At 52.2% G+C, this 18,647-nt stretch carries 14 protein-coding genes; 10 read left to right on the top strand and 4 right to left on the bottom strand.

Going from position 1 to position 18,647, the window contains the following annotated elements:
• Positions 1-151: 151 nt before the first annotated feature.
• Positions 152-1,339 carry a thiolase family protein gene (locus AC55FS_RS18215; protein WP_496933718.1) on the bottom strand — a complete coding sequence of 396 codons (1,188 nt, stop codon included), beginning with the start codon at positions 1,337-1,339 and terminating at the stop codon, positions 152-154.
• Positions 1,340-1,744: 405 nt separating this feature from the next.
• Between AC55FS_RS18215 and AC55FS_RS18210 the strand changes: the two genes are divergently transcribed.
• Genes AC55FS_RS18210 through AC55FS_RS18200 form a run of 3 tightly spaced genes read left to right on the top strand, consistent with a single transcriptional unit; the run spans position 1,745 to position 7,838 of the window.
• Positions 1,745-4,528, top strand: coding sequence for a hypothetical protein (locus AC55FS_RS18210; protein ID WP_496933717.1), 2,784 nt, complete (start codon positions 1,745-1,747; stop codon positions 4,526-4,528).
• A gap of 20 nt (positions 4,529-4,548) precedes the next feature.
• Positions 4,549-6,441, top strand: a complete 1,893-nt coding sequence (locus AC55FS_RS18205; protein ID WP_496933716.1) for a DUF1302 domain-containing protein — start codon at positions 4,549-4,551, stop codon at positions 6,439-6,441.
• A gap of 35 nt (positions 6,442-6,476) precedes the next feature.
• Positions 6,477-7,838 (top strand): DUF1329 domain-containing protein, encoded by a 1,362-nt coding sequence (locus AC55FS_RS18200; protein ID WP_496933715.1) that lies wholly within the window; start codon positions 6,477-6,479, stop codon positions 7,836-7,838.
• Positions 7,839-7,890: 52 nt separating this feature from the next.
• Here the strand turns inward: AC55FS_RS18200 and AC55FS_RS18195 are convergent, their stop codons facing one another.
• Positions 7,891-8,865: a serine/threonine protein kinase gene (locus AC55FS_RS18195; RefSeq protein WP_496933714.1), complete on the bottom strand. Its 975-nt coding sequence runs from the start codon at positions 8,863-8,865 to the stop codon at positions 7,891-7,893.
• 77 nt (positions 8,866-8,942) lie between these two features.
• Positions 8,943-9,599: a ComF family protein gene (locus tag AC55FS_RS18190; protein ID WP_496933713.1), complete on the bottom strand. Its 657-nt coding sequence runs from the start codon at positions 9,597-9,599 to the stop codon at positions 8,943-8,945.
• A 210-nt stretch (positions 9,600-9,809) separates the two neighbouring features.
• Here AC55FS_RS18190 and bioB point away from each other — a divergent pair, with 210 nt between their 5' ends.
• The 6 genes from bioB to AC55FS_RS18160 all read left to right on the top strand — a co-directional run bounded on the left by bioB (position 9,810) and on the right by AC55FS_RS18160 (position 17,464).
• On the top strand, positions 9,810-10,856 hold the full coding sequence (bioB, locus tag AC55FS_RS18185) for a biotin synthase BioB (RefSeq protein WP_496933712.1): 1,047 nt from the start codon (positions 9,810-9,812) through the stop codon (positions 10,854-10,856).
• Positions 10,857-11,123: 267 nt separating this feature from the next.
• Positions 11,124-11,375, top strand: coding sequence for a hypothetical protein (locus AC55FS_RS18180; protein ID WP_496933711.1), 252 nt, complete (start codon positions 11,124-11,126; stop codon positions 11,373-11,375).
• 12 nt (positions 11,376-11,387) lie between these two features.
• Positions 11,388-12,314: a putative metalloprotease CJM1_0395 family protein gene (locus AC55FS_RS18175; RefSeq protein WP_496933710.1), complete on the top strand. Its 927-nt coding sequence runs from the start codon at positions 11,388-11,390 to the stop codon at positions 12,312-12,314.
• A gap of 529 nt (positions 12,315-12,843) precedes the next feature.
• Positions 12,844-14,649, top strand: a complete 1,806-nt coding sequence (locus AC55FS_RS18170; RefSeq protein ID WP_496933709.1) for an acyl-CoA dehydrogenase C-terminal domain-containing protein — start codon at positions 12,844-12,846, stop codon at positions 14,647-14,649.
• Positions 14,650-14,823: 174 nt separating this feature from the next.
• The gene (locus tag AC55FS_RS18165; protein WP_496933708.1) at positions 14,824-16,614 is read left to right on the top strand and encodes an acyl-CoA dehydrogenase C-terminal domain-containing protein; all 1,791 of its coding nucleotides are present in this window, start codon (positions 14,824-14,826) and stop codon (positions 16,612-16,614) included.
• 244 nt (positions 16,615-16,858) lie between these two features.
• Entirely contained in the window at positions 16,859-17,464 is a 606-nt protein-coding gene (locus AC55FS_RS18160) for a TetR/AcrR family transcriptional regulator (RefSeq protein ID WP_496933707.1), read from the top strand.
• Between the two features lie 56 nt (positions 17,465-17,520).
• Here AC55FS_RS18160 and hpf read toward each other — a convergent pair whose 3' ends face one another.
• On the bottom strand, positions 17,521-17,883 hold the full coding sequence (gene hpf / locus AC55FS_RS18155) for a ribosome hibernation-promoting factor, HPF/YfiA family (protein ID WP_496933706.1): 363 nt from the start codon (positions 17,881-17,883) through the stop codon (positions 17,521-17,523).
• 183 nt (positions 17,884-18,066) lie between these two features.
• Between hpf and AC55FS_RS18150 the strand changes: the two genes are divergently transcribed.
• Complete coding sequence (locus AC55FS_RS18150) at positions 18,067-18,594, top strand: opioid growth factor receptor-related protein (RefSeq protein WP_496933705.1); 528 nt, start codon at positions 18,067-18,069, stop codon at positions 18,592-18,594.
• Positions 18,595-18,647 lie beyond the last annotated feature (53 nt).

The raw sequence follows: 18,647 nt of genomic DNA, 5'->3' as shown, positions 1-18,647 counted from the left end.
AGCACAGCGGTTGTATCGCTATTGGTAGCATTCGCATGGCTGCAACCAGGGGCAAGATCGCGCTGTATTTGGGACAGGAGTTTTCGTCGAAGTGATGGTTTGGGTTAAATCTAGGGCCTTTAAAAGGGCCACATCCGTGGCCCATATCAGCTTACAGCAGTTCGATGGCCATAGCCGTGGCTTCACCACCGCCGATACACAGGGCAGCGACACCTTTTTTGCCACCGGTGTTTTTTAAGGCATTCATCAACGTCACTAGCAGACGCGATCCAGTTGAGCCTACCGGGTGGCCCTGGGCACAGGCGCCGCCATAAATATTGACTTTGTCGGCATCCAGACCGAGCTCATCAATTGGCATCATGGCCACCATGGCGAAGGCTTCGTTAATTTCGTACAAATCAACGTCATCGGTGCTCCAGCCGGTTTTCTCCAATAGGGTTTTAATGGCGCCGACGGGAGCGCACGTAAACTCACTCGGGTGCTGCGATTGAGTGCTATGGGCAAGGATACGAGCCAGCGGCTTTACCCCTTTGGCTGCAGCAGCCGATTCGCTCATCAGCAATAGCGCCGAGGCACCATCAGAAATCGACGAGGCATTGGCGGCCGTCACCGTGCCGTCTTTTTTAAACGCAGGACGCAGTGAGGGGATTTTTTCGATATTGGCGTTAAACGGTTGCTCATCCTGTTCGACCAGGGTGTCACCTTTGCGCGTTGTCACCGTCACCGGCACAATTTCTGCGCTGTTTAGCCCTTGCTCGATGGCTTGCTTGGCGCGAGTTAATGAACGAATGGCGTAGTTATCCATTTGCTCGCGGCTGTAGCCTTTTTGATCGGCCATATCCTGGGCAAAAGCACCCATCAGCTTACCGGTTTCGGCATCTTCTAAGCCATCCAGGAACATATGATCTTTAGGCGCAGAGCCATGGCCCATGCGGTAGCCACTGCGCGCATTTTCCAGAATGTATGGCGCGTTAGACATAGACTCCATGCCGCCAGCGACGGCGATATCAATTGAACCGGCTTTAATGGCGTCGTGTGCCATCATGGTGGCTTTCATACCTGAGCCGCACAGCTTATTGATGGTGGTGGCGCCGGTGGCGTCAGGCAGACCAGCCTGGCGCATCGCCTGACGAGCCGGGCCTTGTTTTAGACCGGCAGGCAGCACGTTGCCCATGATGACTTCTTGTACATCGGCGCCGTCTATGCCTGCGCGTTTAACTACCTCGGCGATGGCAACGGCGCCTAGCTCGGTGGCGGCAACGCTAGATAAACTGCCTTGGAAGCCGCCCATCGGGGTACGGGCACCGGCAACAATGACGACTGAGTCCTGGTTAGACATATCACATGCTCCTGTTAGCGAAAGCCGCATTCTAGGCCATCACTTCACCGATGCACAGCAGCCAGGTGAGGGAAACTACGGTGTCGGTTGCGGATTCGTCGTATTTGGACGCTGGGCTACCGGCAGCCGTAACTAATTGCTGTAAATAGTCATCTAAGAAAGCTAACTCTTTGAATTTTAAAGTACTTTCTTTTTAGTTTTGGCGTCTTGCTTAGCTAAAAACAGGCCTATGTGGCGTGATGAGTTACATATGGATACAAAAACTGCCGGGGTGAGGTAAGGAATCATACTTTCGAGTGATGAGGGTGCAAGCGTGCCACTTTATAGTCGTCGTATCTTTTAAGAACCATCTTTGGCGTTCTGAAAGTGCACCAAATAACCATAAAAACACAGACAGGTAGCAATATGGTGAAGAAGACCCTTCTCAGTCTGGCCATCGCAGCGTCGGCTGCCGGATTGGCCGGTTGTCAGCTCAGCAGTGTTGAAGGCAACGATAAAGTCGACGATACGCCGGTAACTTCAGGTCAACCTGACGCCGCGCGTAGCTCTGTCTCCCCTATCTTTTCTCCGGCTAACTCGCTGCTGCCACCCAATATTGATTTACTGTTTGCGTCTGCTGCAGCAACCGATGGTACCGCTCAGCTGAGCTCTGCCAGCTTGCCGCCGGAAGTGGCGGTGAATAAGCTGCCTGGCTTCTCTACTACCGCTGCGTTTTATCTTCCTTTTAACGGTGCACTCAACCCGGACAGTGTTGCAGCAGGCAGCACGGTATTCCTGGTGAAACTGAAGAACTCTGATGACGATGCCAGCATTGATCCACTCGATCTGACTTCCATCGTCGCGGCCTTCCCTGAAAATCCGATTGCGGCTGACAGCGTGCAGTCAGTATTCCAGGCCGACTATGTTGAGCTGGCGGATGGTACGCACACCATTCGTATTATGCCGACAGAACCTCTAGAACCACGCACTAAGTACATCGTGGCGGTAACCGACGGCATTAAAGGGGCTGATGGCTTGCCAGTACGCCCGTCTGCTGATTATGAACTGCTAAGTGGTGATTTGGAGCTACCGTCATCGGCGCTGGCGCCGGTGCGCGAAGCGGTTAAAGGCTGGGAACAAATAGCCGGCGGTTTCCTGATGCAGGCTTCATCCGGTGCTTTGACGCAAGATAACGTGGTACTGAGCTATGCCTTTACCACTAACTCAGACGCCATGGGCCTGACTCGCTATGCCGCACCAGCGCTGTTCGTTAAAGATCAGCTACCACTGGCACAAGCCGAAGGCTTGTTGGATGGAGCACAACTAGGCACTACCGATCTGATTGCAGCAGGTGTCGTGCAAGCTGGTGGTGGTAACCCAACCGATGCGGCGCAGGTGGCTGCGGCTAAGCAAACGCCTCAATATGAGGCTGCTTTGTACAGCACTATTATTTCTCTCGACGATGAGCTGGGTCTGCCAGTAGGACTCAACATTAATAACGCTGTTAATGCTCCAGCTCCGCGTACCGTCGATATTATCGACGTGACGGCTGTAGCGGGCGGTGTGGGCATTCCAGCCAATGCGTTAAACCCGGCACTGCCAGCGACTGCAACGGTTTATCAGGGCCAAATTCAGCTGCCTAATTTCCTGGAGCAGCCAGTCAAAACCACTGAACTGACGCCGACAGGTATTGGTGCAGCCATGGCTGCCGATGAAGACTGGGCGGCGAATACGGCGGTGGGCGCTATCTTGGACGGTGCATTAGGTAACGAGGCAGGAACGACTCCGCCTAAAGATGCTGACGGCAGTACCAATGTGACCTGGCGTTATCCTTTCCCACAACCAGCAGCCACTAACAATGGTGTGAACTACGCGCCATTGATGGTGACGCTACCGAATGGTGACTGTGGCGCGGAAGTGCCGGTGGTGATGTTTGTACACGGCATTACTTCTAACCGCGCAGCTTCTTTAGCCTATGCCTCGACTATGGCTGATAACTGTGTTGCCACCGTAGCAATCGACTTGCCGACCCACGGTATTGCACCGGTAAGCAGTGATAATAACGGTACTGCGGTAGATAATTCCTTATTGTCATTCAGTGTTGATCCGGCCAATGCACAGTTTACTGGATCACCTTGGGCTGGTGTGGCCGCGCAAAACGCGACCTTCGCTAACTTGCAAGAGCGCCACGGCAATATCTACCAAGATGGCAATAATATCCGTAAGGATATGGTGTTTAATGCATCATCTCTGGCTACGGCGGGTGAGGGTGAAGCCACCCGTGAAGGCACTTCAGGTTCAACCTTTATTAACCTGAGCAATTTCTCGCGTACTCGTGACAATATGCAGCAGGCGGTGGTCGATCTGCTTAACCTGAATGCGTCGCTGGATAACATCGACAATAATCTGCCAGTCAATTTTGATCTGGATAAGGTCTTTGTTGCCGGTCACTCGCTGGGCTCTATTTTGAGCACCACCTACGTTGCGGTGAACAACGATGCCTCTGTGTTGGCGTACAACCAGAACCTGAATAAGGTTCAGGGCGTGATTCTGGCCAACGGCGGTACTCATATTTCGAAATTGTTGGAAAACTCCATTTCCTTTGGACCGACCATTTTGGGCGGCCTGGCAGCCGCTGGCGTCGAGCAAGGCACGGCTAATTTCGAAACCTTTATGTACATGATTCAAGCCACCATCGATGTGGTGGATCCAGCTAGCTCGGCCAAAAAACTGGCTGACAGCGGTACTCCCGTGGCCCTGTTTAATATGGTTGGTGGTGCAGCGCTGCCTGCTGATGCTTCGGCTGTGCGCTTCCCCGATGCATTAAAAGTTGCAGGCGTGTTCTTGCCGGATCACACCGTGCCTAACTACGACTATTTCGGCAATGCCGCCAGCAACCCTTATGCTGCCTTTGCTCCAGCTCTGGGTCTGCAAGCAGGCATTATGACAGCTCAGGCTCCGATGGCGGGTACTATCGGTCAGGCTGGCATTATGGGTCTGGAAACCGTCAACGCTGCCACGGATGTGACCGCGTTAAGTACGCCAGTACAGGTGCAGGTGCGTTTTAATCAAGGTACTCATAGCACCTTTGCGGCATCGGATGTGCCTGCTGCCTTTGGCGAAATGGTGCGTCAGTCGTTGATGATGGTGAACGGCGCCTATAACACCGCAGCGAACACATTAAACACCAGTGTTCTGGAATCTAACTAAGGTCTGGCGGAGTAATAACAATGACAAGCAAAGCCAAGCAAACAGTGTTTAAAAAAGCCCCGCTGGCACTGGCACTCATGGGCGCAATTCAGGCCCAAGCGGTCGAGTTTAATTTTGGTGATGTGAATGCCCAGTGGGATAACACCATCAGTTACGGTGTCGGCTGGCGCCTGGAAGATCAGGATCAATATCAGATCATGCCCGGCAATGGTGGTAAGGGGTCTTCGTATAACTATGACGACGGTACTCTGAATTACGACAAAGGCGATATCTACACCCACGTCTTAAAGTGGAGTTCTGATTTAGAAATCAGCTATGAAAACTATGGTGCCTTCTTCCGTGCACGTGCTTATTACGACGCCGCCATCATGGATGAAGAAACGGATTTCAAACCACTGACCGACGAAACCAAAGATGCTGCTGGTAAAGGTGCCGAGCTGCAGGATGCGTATGTCTGGGCCGATTATTACGTCGGTGAAGCGCCAGTCAGCTTGCGTTTAGGTCGTCAGGTAGTGAGCTGGGGTGAAAGTACCTTTATCCAGGGCGGTATTAACAGCATTAACCCGGTGGATGCATCGGCCTTCCGTAAGCCTGGTGCTGAAGTGAAAGAAGGTTTGCTGCCAGTCAATATGGTGTACACCTCTATTGGTCTGACCACCAATGTATCTCTGGAAGCCTTTTATCAGCTGCAATGGGAAAAGACTCGCTCTGACCCATGTGGAACCTTCTTCTCAACGGTCGACTTTGTAGCCGACGGCTGTGGCCCTGTGGTCTTGGGTGGCGAAGCGGACGAGCGTGATATTCTCGCTTTCCGCCAGGCTGAAATCGATACCAATGTGCCAATGACGCAGCGTGTTGCTCCAATTACCGAGCGATTGGACGATGATGAGCCCAAAGACTCTGGCCAGTTTGGTATGGCAGTGCGTTGGTATTCAGAGGAACTGGGCGATACTGAGTTTGGTTTCTACTACATGAATATTCACAGTCGCCTGCCGTATATTAATGGCGCGGTATCCAATAAGGATGCCACCGGCACTGTGACGGGTACCGTGGATGCAATGGTTAACCCTAATGCGACCTACGACAGCCATTACCCTCTGTATCAGATCGCTTATCCAGAGGACATTCAGATTGCTGGTGTCAGCTTTGCCACCTCAACGGAAAGCGGTGCATCGATTTCTGGTGAAATCAGCTATAAGCCTGATGCTCCGATTCAGTGGAACGCATTTGAACTGATTCTGGCGGGTAACGCTGCGCCTTATAGCCGTCTGTACCAGGCACGCTTAGACGAGCTGGGTGCTGATCGTGAGAAAGAGCTGTATGGCGAAATTTCTCAGGGTTATGACGAGTTTGATATTTGGCAGATCCAAAGCACATACATCAAGTTCTTTGATCGGGTGATGGGCGCTGACCGTTTGGCACTGGTGACTGAAGCGGGTTTGACCTACGTTGATGGTCTGCCAGATACCGATGATGCACGTTATGGTCGATCTGGTGCTTATGGTATCGGTAACAACGATGGTGTGTGGGCGTCGCCAGCAGATCCGAATAAAGAAGTGAACTACTGTACAGCGCCTGGCTCGGGTCAAAATACCCAGTCTAAGCACTGTTCTGATGACGGTTATACCACCGAGCTGTCAGCGGGTGTTCGTGCTCGTGTTTCAGCCACCTATAACAACCTGTTCTCTGGCGTTAACGTGACTCCGACTTTAAGTGTTGCCTACGATAGCGGTAATGCGCCTGAGCCGGGTGGTCAGTTTGTTGATGGTCGTTTGACGACTGGCTTGGGTGTGAATTTTGTGTATCTGAACCAAACATCCTTTGATGTCAGCTATACCAATTTCTCAGGTGGCGATTACAACCAGATCAAAGATCGCGACAACATTACTCTCTCTGCCAAGTATTCATTCTAAGTCAGAGCTCAGTGAGAACGTTTTTGAGGTTTAATATGATGTTGAACAAATACAAACAGTGGGGCGGCGCATTAGCGCTGTCCCTGATGGTGGCTTCCGCACACTCAGCGGTATCGGAAGCCGATGCCGCCAAGCTTAACAATGAGCTGACGCCCATGGGTGCGGTGAAAGCGGCCAGTGGGGATATTCCAGCTTGGACCGGCGGATTGGTGGAAGCGCCAGCGGGCCATAAAAAAGGCGGCAAGCCAACCGATCCATTTGCGTCCGACAAGCCCAAGTTTGTGATTACTGCGGCCAACTATAAAGACTATGCCGACAAGCTCAGCGACGGCCAAAAAGCCATGTTTGAGAAATATCCAGAAACCTTCCGTATGCCGGTATACGAGACTCGCCGTACTGCAGCTTATCCGCAGCATATTTATGAAGCGAGTAAGCAAAATGCCAGCAAAACCACGCTGGTAGCCGGTGGCAATGGTCTGGAGAACTATGTCGAAGGTGTGCCTTTCCCGATGCCACAAAATGGTCTGGAAGCTATCTGGAACCACATTGTGCGCTACCGTGGTGGCAGTGTTCGCCGTATCGTTGGCCAGGTAACGCCGCAGGTAAACGGTGATTACACTGTGGTGCGCTTCCAGGACGAGTTCACCTTCCGTAACAAGCTATCGGACTTTGATCCAAGCCAGGATCAAAACGTGCTGTTCTACTTTAAGCAGGACGTTTTGTCGCCAGCACGTTTGGCAGGCAACGTACTGCTGGTACATGAAACTCTGGATCAGGTAAAAGAGCCGCGTAAAGCTTGGGTATATAACGCTGGTCAACGCCGCGTTCGCCGTGCCCCGCAAGTGGCCTATGATGGCCCAGGTACGGCTGCCGATGGCATGCGTACCGCAGATAACTTCGACATGTATAACGGTGCTCCGGATCGTTACAACTGGAAGCTGGTTGGCAAGCAAGAAATGTACGTTCCGTACAACTCTTACAAGCTGAAAAGCGAGAAGCTGAAATATGATGACATCGTGAAAGCGGGTCACATTAATCAGGACCTGACCCGCTACGAACTGCACCGGGTATGGAAAGTGGAAGCGACGTTGCAGGAAGGCAAACGTCACATCTATGCCAAGCGTGTATTCTACATTGATGAAGATACTTGGCAGGCATCTGTGATCGATCATTATGATGGTCGCGGTGAGCTGTGGCGTGTGGCTGAAGCGCACAGCCTGATGTACTACGACTACCTGGTGCCTTGGTACGCACTGGAAGTCTTGTATGACTTGAACTCAGGTCGCTATTTAGCGCTAGGCCTGGATAACGAAGAAGAAAGCGCCTACGAGTTTGGCTTTGAACGTAATCAGGGTGATTACACGCCGGCTGCACTGCGTCGTTCTGGACGTCGTTAATTCGACAGTAAAAAGAGGCCCTGCGGGGCCTTTTTTTATGTCTGTAGTCGGGCTAGAAACGTTGCAATGGCTCTTCCCACAGATTTGCCTGTTGTTCTCGCAAGGCCAGCAAGTGTTGTGACCAAAATTGATGGCCAGTAAACCAAGGGAAAGCATTCGGGAAGGCAGGGTCTGACCAGCGCTGGCTGAGCCAGGCGGCGTATTTGGCGATACGCAGGGTTCTTAATATTTCTATGCTGGATAACTCGTCGCCAGGAAATGGCCGAAATACCTCATAGCCTTCGGCGATGGTGCGAATTTGCGCTTGCTGTTCATCGCGCTGACCACTGAGCAACATCCAAATATCCTGCATAGCAGGGCCTTGTAGACAATCGTCAAAATCGACAAAAAACAGCTGTTCATCGCGCAGCAGTAAATTGCCGTTATGCAGGTCGCCGTGCAGACGTATGGTTTGCCATTGGTTGCTGGCGGGAAGTGCCTGAGCGAAGGCTTCCATGGTGGTGCGATAGGCGTCGCGATAATCGTCTGGCATTAGTCCAGCACTCATGACCTGCTCGCTGGCCAGCTGAATGTCGTGCTGTGGCTGAATGCTCAGGCGATGTTGGAAGGATTGCCTCGCCCCCACCTGATGTATGCGCGCCAGCCAGCGGCCGATTAACTCCAGATCTTGCTCGCGACTTAGCTCAGGGGCTTGGCCACCACGCCTGGGAAATAACGCAAAATCATAACCACCGTGATGAAACAGGGTGTCACCGTCATGCTCAAGCGGCGCCACTACCGGCACATCTTCTTCGGCTAATTGCAGTAGAAACTGATGCTCTTCGCGAATCGCATCGCTGGACCAACGCTGCGGCCGGTAGAACTTAGCAATGAGCGGTGCTTCATCTTCTAAACCCACCTGATAGACCCGATTCTCGTAGCTGTTGAGAGCTAGGATTCGGGCATCACAGTGATAGCCTAGGCTGTCGATGGCATCCATCACCGTGTCCGGAGTGAGGTCGGCGTAGGGTAAATGGCTTTCGGTCATGAGTTGTGCTCTTGCTGTGGAGTGAACAGGCCTGAGCCTGAAAAGCGGTTATGGCTGAGGGGCACTGGAGCGCGACATCAACTTGCTGAAACAGCGTTGTGCCTCTGTTTGCTGCGTTGATTCACCGTGCTTTTCTGTGCCCGTGCCAGAGCCCAGCATCCTACCAGTTTTACGCCACTCTGTTTGAGCAATTGTGCCGCTCGATTAAAGGTTGCGCCGGAGGTCATGACATCATCGACCACCAACACATGCAGCAAACTCAGTTTGTCGTTTACCTTCGCTAAATGGCGGTGATTCAACTGCAGACCGTGACGCAAATTTTGTCGGCGCTGCGTTAGGTTTAGGCCTCGTTGGTCGCGTAGATGTTGCTGCGTAAATAGATGAATTAACGGTACATTGAGTTGGGCAGCCACGGTGGTCGCCAGTGACCGCGACAAGTTAAAACCACGTTGTAACAACTTAGCGCGGCTCGATGGGATAAAGGTGACGGCATCGATGGCCACGGTTGGTGGCTCGTAACTGTCGCTGGCCAGATATTGCAAACGATCGTGCCAGGGCAATGAATGCTGGTCTTTGCAACGAACAATCCACTGATCAATGGGAAACTGATAACAGTAGCCAGTGTTGCTGTAATCGAAGTGGGGAGGCGACTGCAGGCACTGGCCACAACGCCATAACAGCGGCGATTGCACAGGTTCAGCACACTGGCGACAGGCGTGCAGATTATACGGCAATTGCGCACAGCAGCTCATGCACAAAAATGGGTGACTACTGTCCAGAGCCCCTGCGCACCATTCACAGATGGAGCATGCCGTAAGAAAATCAGTTAACTGCTGGTTTATTTTTGACCAGAGGTTGTCGAAATTTTCCATCTGAGTTGACCGCAATAAGTGCCCGTTTATGATCAATAGCACCTTAGTGATCGGAATTTGAGGCAAGTGATCATGGCACAGCAAAATACGACGACTTTGCGACACGACTGGAGCGTCAGTGAGGTTGAGGCACTGTTTGCCATGCCGATGAACGACTTATTGTTTCAGGCTCATAGCGTTCATCGTCAGCACTTTGACCCCAATTCGGTCCAAGTCAGTACCTTGTTGTCGATTAAAACCGGTGCCTGCCCGGAAGACTGTGCTTATTGCCCGCAAAGTGCTCGTTACGACACCAAACTGGAAAAAGAAAAGCTGATGGAAGTGGAGGCCGTGATAGAAAAGGCCAAAGCTGCCAAGGCCGCAGGCTCACAGCGCTTTTGTATGGGAGCGGCTTGGCGCTCACCGCGTGAAAAAGATATGCCTTACGTTGAAGCCATGGTGCGAGGCGTTAAGGAGCTGGGGCTGGAGACCTGCATGACGCTTGGCATGCTGGATGCTGATAAAGCCAGTCGTTTGGCAGATGCTGGGCTGGACTATTACAACCACAACCTAGATACCTCGCCAGAGTACTACGGTGAAATCATCACCACCCGCAGTTATAGCGATCGCCTTGAAACCCTGGATAACGTACGCCAAGCCGGCATGAAAGTATGCTCGGGCGGTATTCTGGGTATGGGTGAGTCAAAGGCTGACCGCGCCGGGCTGTTGGTGCAGCTAGCTAATCTGCCGCAGCATCCGGAATCAGTACCTATCAATCAACTGGTACGCGTGGCAGGCACGCCGCTGCAAGATCAACAGGGTATGGACCCTCTCGATTTTGTTCGCAGTATTGCCGTGGCTCGCATCATGATGCCTAAATCCCACGTGCGCTTGAGTGCCGGACGTGAAGAGATGACTGACGAAATGCAGTCGATGTGCTTCTTTGCTGGCGCTAACTCCATCTTCTACGGTGAATGTTTGCTGACGACACCCAACCCCGCTGCTAATAAGGACCAGGCACTGTTTGCTCGCTTGGGTATTAATCGCGATCATCAGGTGACTGAAGCACCTCAGGAACTGGAGCAGTTGCTGGCGGTGAAAGACAATCCTCAAGCGGCCTTCTACGACGCGGCTCGCTAGCCAACAGCACTAAGCATTACAGCTCGGTCTGCATTAACCCAGCAAATGCCGCTTCACCCAATATAGTGTCCCTGTATTGGGTGCGGTCAACGTTCTGAATCATGCGTTAGTTAGCACTGTTTCTGTTCCTTGGCTGCTGCTTGGGAGGGTCAAGTGCTGTCTGACTGTCATATGTGACATGTGCTGCAAATGCCTGATATCTGGTATTTATGGTTGGCGTTGATTATATTTTGACCAATAAGCCAAAAACCATAGTGGGAGGCATGTATGAATATTGGATCAACCGCCGGTTCGGCGTTTACCAGCGCAGCGACAGGCATTTCACAGGGAATTGAGCAGGTGCGTCAGGCGGCGCAGCAAGTCAATGATGCCACTACGACTCGCCCGGTTCAGGATGCCCCAGAGGTCAGCGAGGGCTTGGTCAATCTGCGTGAAGGTGAGCGTCAGGTTGAAGCCAGCAGTAAAGTGCTGGAAGCCGCAGACCAACAGTTGGGCACTCTGATTGATATTCAGGCCTGATGGAATGTTGTCATGCAAGTAACTGCCGCTCCAGTCAGCTTACCCACGGCCAGTGTGGCACCGCCAGCGGCCAATACCCGGGTAGCCAGCAGCACCACAGCGCTGCCTGAAACTCAGGGCAGTGCCAGTTTTGCTCCTGTGGCAGCAGTTGAGCTTACTCCTTCTGTGCGTCCCTCCGATACCTACAGCCCTGCAGCGAACAAGCCTGCAAATGAAGCCGTGCAGGAACCGATCGAAAGCAGTGCCAGCATTGAACAAGCCGTGACTGAAGAAAGTACACCTGCTGATAGCCAAGGTAGTGAGGTGAAGTCTGCCCAGACAAGCGACGTTGCAGCCACTGAGCAGGAGCAGCGCAGCGAAGAACTGGCACAAATACAGCAGTTAAAACAAACCGATGCCGAAGTACGAGCCCATGAACAGGCTCATTCTGCGGTGGGCGGCAACCTTGCTGGTGGAGCGAGCTTTTCCTACCGTAGCGGCCCTGATGGTGTGCGTTATGCCGTTGCTGGAGAGGTAAATATTGATGTTGGCAAGGTAGCCGGAGACCCTCAGGCGACGCTGGATAAAATGGAGCGAGTTCGCCGGGCAGCATTGGCGCCTGCAGAACCTTCTTCTCAGGACCGCCAAGTCGCAGCACAGGCGGCGCAGTTGGCGGCTGAAGCCCAAGCAGAAATTGTCGCCGAGCAGCGCGAGATCAGCCGTTTGCAAAGCAATGTTGCTGATGACCAGCGGCAGGAAGCACGAATAGAGCTTCAAGAAGCGCGTGAAAAACAGCAAGCGGCTGAAGAAAAAGCCAAAGATGAAGAAGAAAGCACCATTTCTGCGGCTGAGCGTTTTGCTGAATACAATGCGAAGGTACGGCGCATTAATGAAACTCTGCTGCGTATCTCTCAGCCAGCCCCGGTATCAGCGGGTCAGCTGCTGAACGATATTGCCTGAATCTTCACTTCCCCTAGATTTCGTGCATCTCTGTGATGTTCCCCTGCTAATTACTCTGAACCCTCTAGCAACCCTTTGTCATTCATCCGCACAGAGTTGATAGCCACTTAGAGCACTCGTCATGGCTATGACAGAGATTTTCTTTCTCTGTGTCTGACGGTTTGTAGCATAGCTACAGACTTATTTTATCTTTCATCGTTGTTGAATAAATGGGTCTTTTGCCAGCGGGATGCGTGTCGGGCACAGCAGTGTGCGGTTTAGCATCAATATTTACGTCGCTAGATTACGGGTCAGTGAAACACCACCCTTACTAGGGTGTTTGCTGTTTTTACTGGTGAAGTTCCTTACGTGTTAGCCCTTGCATAATGTGACTCGCCCTTGACAAGGCAAGAGGGCGAACGTATGTTTCAAACACTTGTTTGAACGGACGATGTTGGCTGACCGGTTGTGAGCAGCCTATTTGTTGATCCATCGTCGATTACAACGGCAGCAAACGCTGTAAAAGATAACCGGCAACGAGGTCTGTCCCATGCCTGAATACAAAGCCCCTCTTCGTGAAATTAAGTTCGTAATGGATGAGCTGCTGGATATGTCTCAGCATTACGCCAGTATTCCTGCTTACGCCGATGTTGCGACTCCAGACATGGTTGAAGCCATCATTGCCGAAGGTGCGAAGTTCTGTGAGCAGGAGTTGGCGCCGATCAACCGTGCGGGTGATATCGAAGGTTGTACTCGCCATGAAGATGGTTCAGTCACTACGCCAACCGGCTTTAAAGAAGCTTATGCCAAGTACGTAGAAGGCGGCTGGCCTTCACTGGCACACGAAGAAGAGCATGGTGGTCAAGGCCTGCCTGAGTCTCTGGGCATTGTTATGTCTGAAATGGTGGGCAGTGCTAACTGGTCTTGGGGCATGTACCCAGGCCTGTCACACGGTGCCATGAACACAGTTGAGCTGCACGGTACGCCTGAGCAGAAAGAAACCTACCTGACCAAACTGGTATCCGGTGAGTGGACCGGTACCATGTGCCTGACTGAACCTCACTGTGGCTCTGACTTGGGTATTTTGAAATCTAAAGCAGAAGCCAACGCTGACGGTTCTTACAGCATCTCTGGCACCAAGATATTTATCTCTGCCGGTGAACACGATATGGCCGAGAACATTGTGCATATCGTACTGGCTCGTTTGCCGGGCGCACCTGAAGGTACCAAGGGTATTTCCTTGTTTATCGTGCCTAAGTTCCTGCCTAACGAAGATGGCACACCAGGTGAGCGCAATGCTGTTAGCTGTGGTTCGATCGAACACAAGATGGGCATTCATGGTAACTCGACCTGCGTTATGAACTTCGATGGCGCCAAAGGTTGGTTGATTGGCCCTGAGAACAAAGGTTTGAACTGCATGTTCACCTTTATGAACACCGCTCGTATCGGTACTGCATTGCAAGGTTCTACCTCTGCCGAAGCGTCGTTCCAGGGTGCGCTGGCGTATGCCAAAGACCGTTTGGCGATGCGTTCTCTGTCTGGCCCTAAGGCGCCAGAAAAAGCCGCCGACCCTATCATCGTGCATCCTGATGTGCGCCGTATGCTGCTGACTCAAAAAGTCTTTGCAGAAGGTGGTCGTGCGCTGGTGTATTGGGCAGCACAGCAAAACGATATCGTTAAAAAAGGCGACGACGAAGAAGCGCGTAAGGCCGCCGATGAGCTGTTGGGCTTTTTGACGCCAATCGCTAAAGCTTTCCTGACGGAAGTGGGCTACGAAGCCACTAATCTGGGCGTACAGGTGTTCGGTGGTCATGGCTTTATTGCTGAATGGGGTATGGAGCAGCTGGTACGTGATACCAAGATTGCCACCATCTATGAAGGCACCACGGGTATTCAGGCACTCGACTTGTTGGGTCGTAAAGTCCTGATGACTCAGGGTCAAAGCTTGAAAAACTTCACCAAAATTGTGCACAAATTCTGTCAGGCCGAAGAAGGCAATGACGACATGGCACAGTTCGTCGCACCGCTGGCTGCACTGAACAAAGAGTGGGGCGATCTGACCATGAAAGTGGGCATGAGCGCGATGAAGAACCGTGATGAAGTGGGCAGTGCCTCGGTTGATTACCTGATGTATTCGGGTTACGCCGTGCTGGGCTACCTGTGGGCACGTATGGCTAAGTTGGCGCAAGACGCTCTGGCAGCGGGCACCACTGAAGAAGACTTCTACAAAGCCAAGATCGCCACTGCGCGTTTCTACTTCACTCGTATCCTGCCACGCACCAAAGGCCATGCAGAAAGCATGCTGGCGGGCGCCGATACGCTGATGGATCTGGCAGAAGAGCACTTTGCATTCTAATGCATGTTAGGCTTTTTACTGGGTCTTAAGTACGAGAAAAGCCGCGCTTAAGCGCGGTTTTTTCGTATTCGGCTCTGGGAATGAAAAACAGAGCCGGTACAATAACGTCATTTTGTTGTCCGGCCGATGTTCTGCTGCGGGCAGTTCGTTGGTCAACCTAACTTGAGGTGAGTCATGGCTGATTACAAAGCACCGTTACGCGATATGCGTTTTGTCCTGAACGAAGTATTCGAAGCCGATAAACTTTGGTCTTCGCTGGCTGGTCTGGAAGGCGCCGTCGATGTTGAAACGGCAGAAGCCATTCTCGACGAGTGTGGAAAAATTGCCAGCCAAGTACTGGCACCTATTAACCGTGAAGGTGATGAAGTAGGCTCGCACTGGGAAAACGGTGAGGTCACTGCAGCCCCTGGTTTTAAACAGGCTTATGAAACTTACGTTGAAGCGGGCTTAAACGGCCTGGGCGGTAATCCCGATTTTGGCGGCATGGGCATGCCAAAGACCCTAGTAGGTCAGGTCGAAGAGATGATTCAGGGCGCTAATATGTCATTTGGTCTGGCGCCTATGCTGACCGCCGGTGCCTGCTTGTCACTAAATGCCCACGGCTCACAAGAGCTGAAAGAAAAATATCTGCCGAATATGTACTCTGGCCAGTGGTCAGGGGCAATGGATCTGACCGAGCCGCATGCTGGTACCGATTTGGGTATCATCCGCACCAAAGCGACTCCGAATGCCGATGGCTCATACGACGTGACGGGCACCAAGATTTTTATTACTTGGGGCGAGCACGATATGGCCGAGAACATCATTCATCTGGTATTGGCCAAACTGCCGGATGCGCCAGCAGGCCCCAAAGGGATTTCTTTGTTCCTGGTGCCTAAGTTCCTGGTCAACGACGATGGTTCTCTGGGCGAGCGTAACAGCATGGGTTGTGGTTCGATTGAACACAAAATGGGCATTAAAGGCTCAGCCACCTGTGTGATGAACTACGACGGTGCCAAAGGCTGGTTGGTGGGCGAAGAAAACAAAGGCCTGGCAGCCATGTTTACCATGATGAACTATGAGCGCCTGGGAGTTGGCATCCAGGGCATTGGTGCTGCTGAAGCGTCTTACCAAAATGCCGTTGAATACGCACGTGATCGTATTCAAAGCCGTGCACCAACTGGTGCCGTGAACAAAGACAAGGCCGCAGACCCTATCATTGTTCATCCTGATGTCCGTCGCATGTTGCTGACGCAAAAGGCCTTCACCGAAGGCGGCCGGGCATTTTCAACCTATGTAGCAAAGTGGCTCGACATCGCCAAGTTCACCGACAATGAAGATGATCGCAACCACGCCGATGCCATGCTGGCACTGCTGACCCCCGTTGCTAAAGCTTTCCTGACCGATACCGCATTGGAATCTGCCATCGCTGGACAGCAGGTCTTTGGTGGCCATGGCTTTATCCGCGAGTGGGGCCAGGAGCAATATGTGCGTGATATTCGTATCACCCAGATCTATGAAGGCACTAACGGTATCCAAGCGCTGGATTTGATGGGACGTAAAGTGGTGGCTAATAACGGTGCTTTCTATCGCCTGTTCGAACAGGACGTGAACGACTTTATTGCTACCTATGAAGGCAATGAGGCGGCATCTGAGTTTATCGAACCGTTAAAAGCGGCGCTGGAAAATCTGAGCGACCTGACTCAGTGGGTGATCGATCAGGCTAAAAACGATGCCAATGAAATTGGCGCGGCATCGGTTGAGTACCTGCATGTGTTTGGTTACACCACGTTGGCCTTTATGTGGGCCAAGATGGCACTGGTTGCCATGTCCAAAGACGGTGATCGTTTTTATCAAGGCAAGGTGGCTACCGCGCGCTTCTATATTAAGCGCTTGTTACCGCGCTACATCGGCTTGAGTGCTGCCGTTCGTGGTGGTTCTGAATCCTTGTACGAACTGGATGAAGACTTATTTGCGACGGCTTAAATCCATCGCCTAGGGGGCGTCAGAGAACTCCAATTCTGTGTCGCCGATTGTTGCTATAGCTAGAGCAGCAAACCGGCTTAGCGATCTTGAGCCTTCTGGCGATCCAGAGCGGGCAGCGAATCATTCTGAGGTTCCCTAGTTACAAGCCGCCATTGTGCGGCTTGTATTTTTTCACTCCTCTGGCGGATAGGCTAGATCTGCCCAATTCGATTTAATAGACACTTGTCTATTTCTTGATCCTGCTATGCCTCAACAATCCGATAAGCGTGTTGAACGAACCCAGCAGCTGCTGATGTCGTCGTTGCTGCAATTGATGGCGATACAGCCCTACAGCAAGTTGTCGGTGGCCCAGCTGTGCCAGCATTCTGGGGTGGCCCGGCCCACCTTTTATAGCCATTACCGCAGTAAAGATGACTTGCTACGAGCCTACATCGGTCGCATGTTTGAAGCGTTTTATGCAGAAGTTGATCCGTATTTAACGTGCTCCATCGATGCCGACCCAGTGATCGCGACGCTGATGTTTCGGCAGTGGTCTGATAAGCGAGAAGAGTCCAAGGTGTTGATGCAGGCTGATGTCGAGGCGCTGATTATGGCGGAGTTTAATCACTACGTACGGCGCATCATTGAACGTTTTGTGCACCACCATCAATTGCCAGTGATCGACAATGAACGGCTAAATTATGTGATTGATTTTCTGACTGGCGCGTCTTTTATGGTGATTGTGCGCTGGATCCGCCAAGACTTTCCGATTTCAGCCGCTGACATGGGCGCTTTGTACGCTGACTTGGTCCGGCCCGGGTTGCTGCAGGTGTTATTGGCTGGTCAGAATGCACAAAAAAGGCCCGCATAGCGGGCCTTTATTTTATTGGACTGAGTATCTTGTCAGTGGCAACCCCTTAAGGTTGCTTATTCTGCCACCAAAGGTGCTACTGCAGCCCGGCGTTTGCTGTCGATACGGCGCTCATGAATCTTACGGATCTTACGCTGCGCCTTGTCAAACGCGTGCCGTATGGCGATGTACATATCCTCGTGGTCGGTCTGATCATGCTGGTCATGGGTAATGGCAACGGTTTCTCCTGGTAGCCCGACTTCCACCGAAACATGGGCCAACTTGCCCTTGTTGCTGTGGTTGTGAGGTAAAGCGACAACGGTGCGGATACCAGTAATGTCATCATAAGTACTGGTGAGCTTGTCGGCTTTGTCACGGATGTGCTGCTCGATAGCATCGGAGTGGTCAATGTCGCGGAAGCTGATTTCCAAACCTTTCATAAAAACTCCTTTGATCAGTGAAGGGCGGCTAGGCCGCCACTGACTAAGAGCATGGATGAGTTCATCGTCCGATGCTATGCCTCAGATCAAGTCTTTTCATGTCTATACTGTCGTTGACGATTGGCCAAGCAGGCGGCGAATTTGGTGCGGGTCAGCCCTGCTGCAGACCCGTTGGAGAACAGTATGCACCCTTTGATCGCGTTTTATTCTGGTACCGGTACCGACCATCGCGGTCGTACACTGAGTGGTATTCTGGCATTTAGCAATACCGAGCTGGAAAGCTGTCACGACTACATTCAGTGGTTGTTTCCATTAAAAGACCCCAGCCCATTTAACCCCGAAGCGCCGGTATTGGACGATGAGCTGATTGCGGAATTCCGTCGCCAACCAGAGCTGCAAGCCGAGCTGCATCGAGTGTTGCTGCGCATGACACAATTCTTTGGCGTGAGCTTGCGAGAAACGCCGCAAGGCTTTGAGTTATTGCTGCCAGCTAATGTGGCTGATCTGCACTGGATGACACCCGATAACCACAATCACAGGCGCCTATCACGAATGATGGCATCTCTGAAACTGCTTGGGCTGGAAACCCATGTATCTGCGTTATGGCATGGTTTACAGCAACTGGTGCTGAAACATCCGCAAGCCTTTACCGCAGCCACTATTACTCACTGGCGCTTGGCCGCCGATGGCGACGGAACTGGCGGTATTTAACGGCAACAGAGCGTTGCCACGAATGCCGGGGTGATCTGTGGTACAGTGCCAGC

Source organism: Bacterioplanes sp. CLAM21, from assembly GCF_059641015.1.
This window is presented reverse-complemented; position numbering and strand designations above follow the sequence as displayed.

Bases quoted from the DNA above. Each gene is read 5' to 3' on its own strand.
- AC55FS_RS18215 (WP_496933718.1), bottom strand. From the start codon at position 1,339: ATGTCTAACCAGGACTCAGTCGTCATTGTTGCCGGTGCCCGTACCCCG.
- AC55FS_RS18210 (WP_496933717.1), top strand. From the start codon at position 1,745: ATGGTGAAGAAGACCCTTCTCAGTCTGGCCATCGCAGCGTCGGCTGCC.
- AC55FS_RS18205 (WP_496933716.1), top strand. From the start codon at position 4,549: ATGACAAGCAAAGCCAAGCAAACAGTGTTTAAAAAAGCCCCGCTGGCA.
- AC55FS_RS18200 (WP_496933715.1), top strand. From the start codon at position 6,477: ATGATGTTGAACAAATACAAACAGTGGGGCGGCGCATTAGCGCTGTCC.
- AC55FS_RS18195 (WP_496933714.1), bottom strand. From the start codon at position 8,865: ATGACCGAAAGCCATTTACCCTACGCCGACCTCACTCCGGACACGGTG.
- bioB (WP_496933712.1), top strand. From the start codon at position 9,810: ATGGCACAGCAAAATACGACGACTTTGCGACACGACTGGAGCGTCAGT.
- AC55FS_RS18180 (WP_496933711.1), top strand. From the start codon at position 11,124: ATGAATATTGGATCAACCGCCGGTTCGGCGTTTACCAGCGCAGCGACA.
- AC55FS_RS18175 (WP_496933710.1), top strand. From the start codon at position 11,388: ATGCAAGTAACTGCCGCTCCAGTCAGCTTACCCACGGCCAGTGTGGCA.
- AC55FS_RS18170 (WP_496933709.1), top strand. From the start codon at position 12,844: ATGCCTGAATACAAAGCCCCTCTTCGTGAAATTAAGTTCGTAATGGAT.
- AC55FS_RS18165 (WP_496933708.1), top strand. From the start codon at position 14,824: ATGGCTGATTACAAAGCACCGTTACGCGATATGCGTTTTGTCCTGAAC.
- AC55FS_RS18160 (WP_496933707.1), top strand. From the start codon at position 16,859: ATGCCTCAACAATCCGATAAGCGTGTTGAACGAACCCAGCAGCTGCTG.
- hpf (WP_496933706.1), bottom strand. From the start codon at position 17,883: ATGAAAGGTTTGGAAATCAGCTTCCGCGACATTGACCACTCCGATGCT.
- AC55FS_RS18150 (WP_496933705.1), top strand. From the start codon at position 18,067: ATGCACCCTTTGATCGCGTTTTATTCTGGTACCGGTACCGACCATCGC.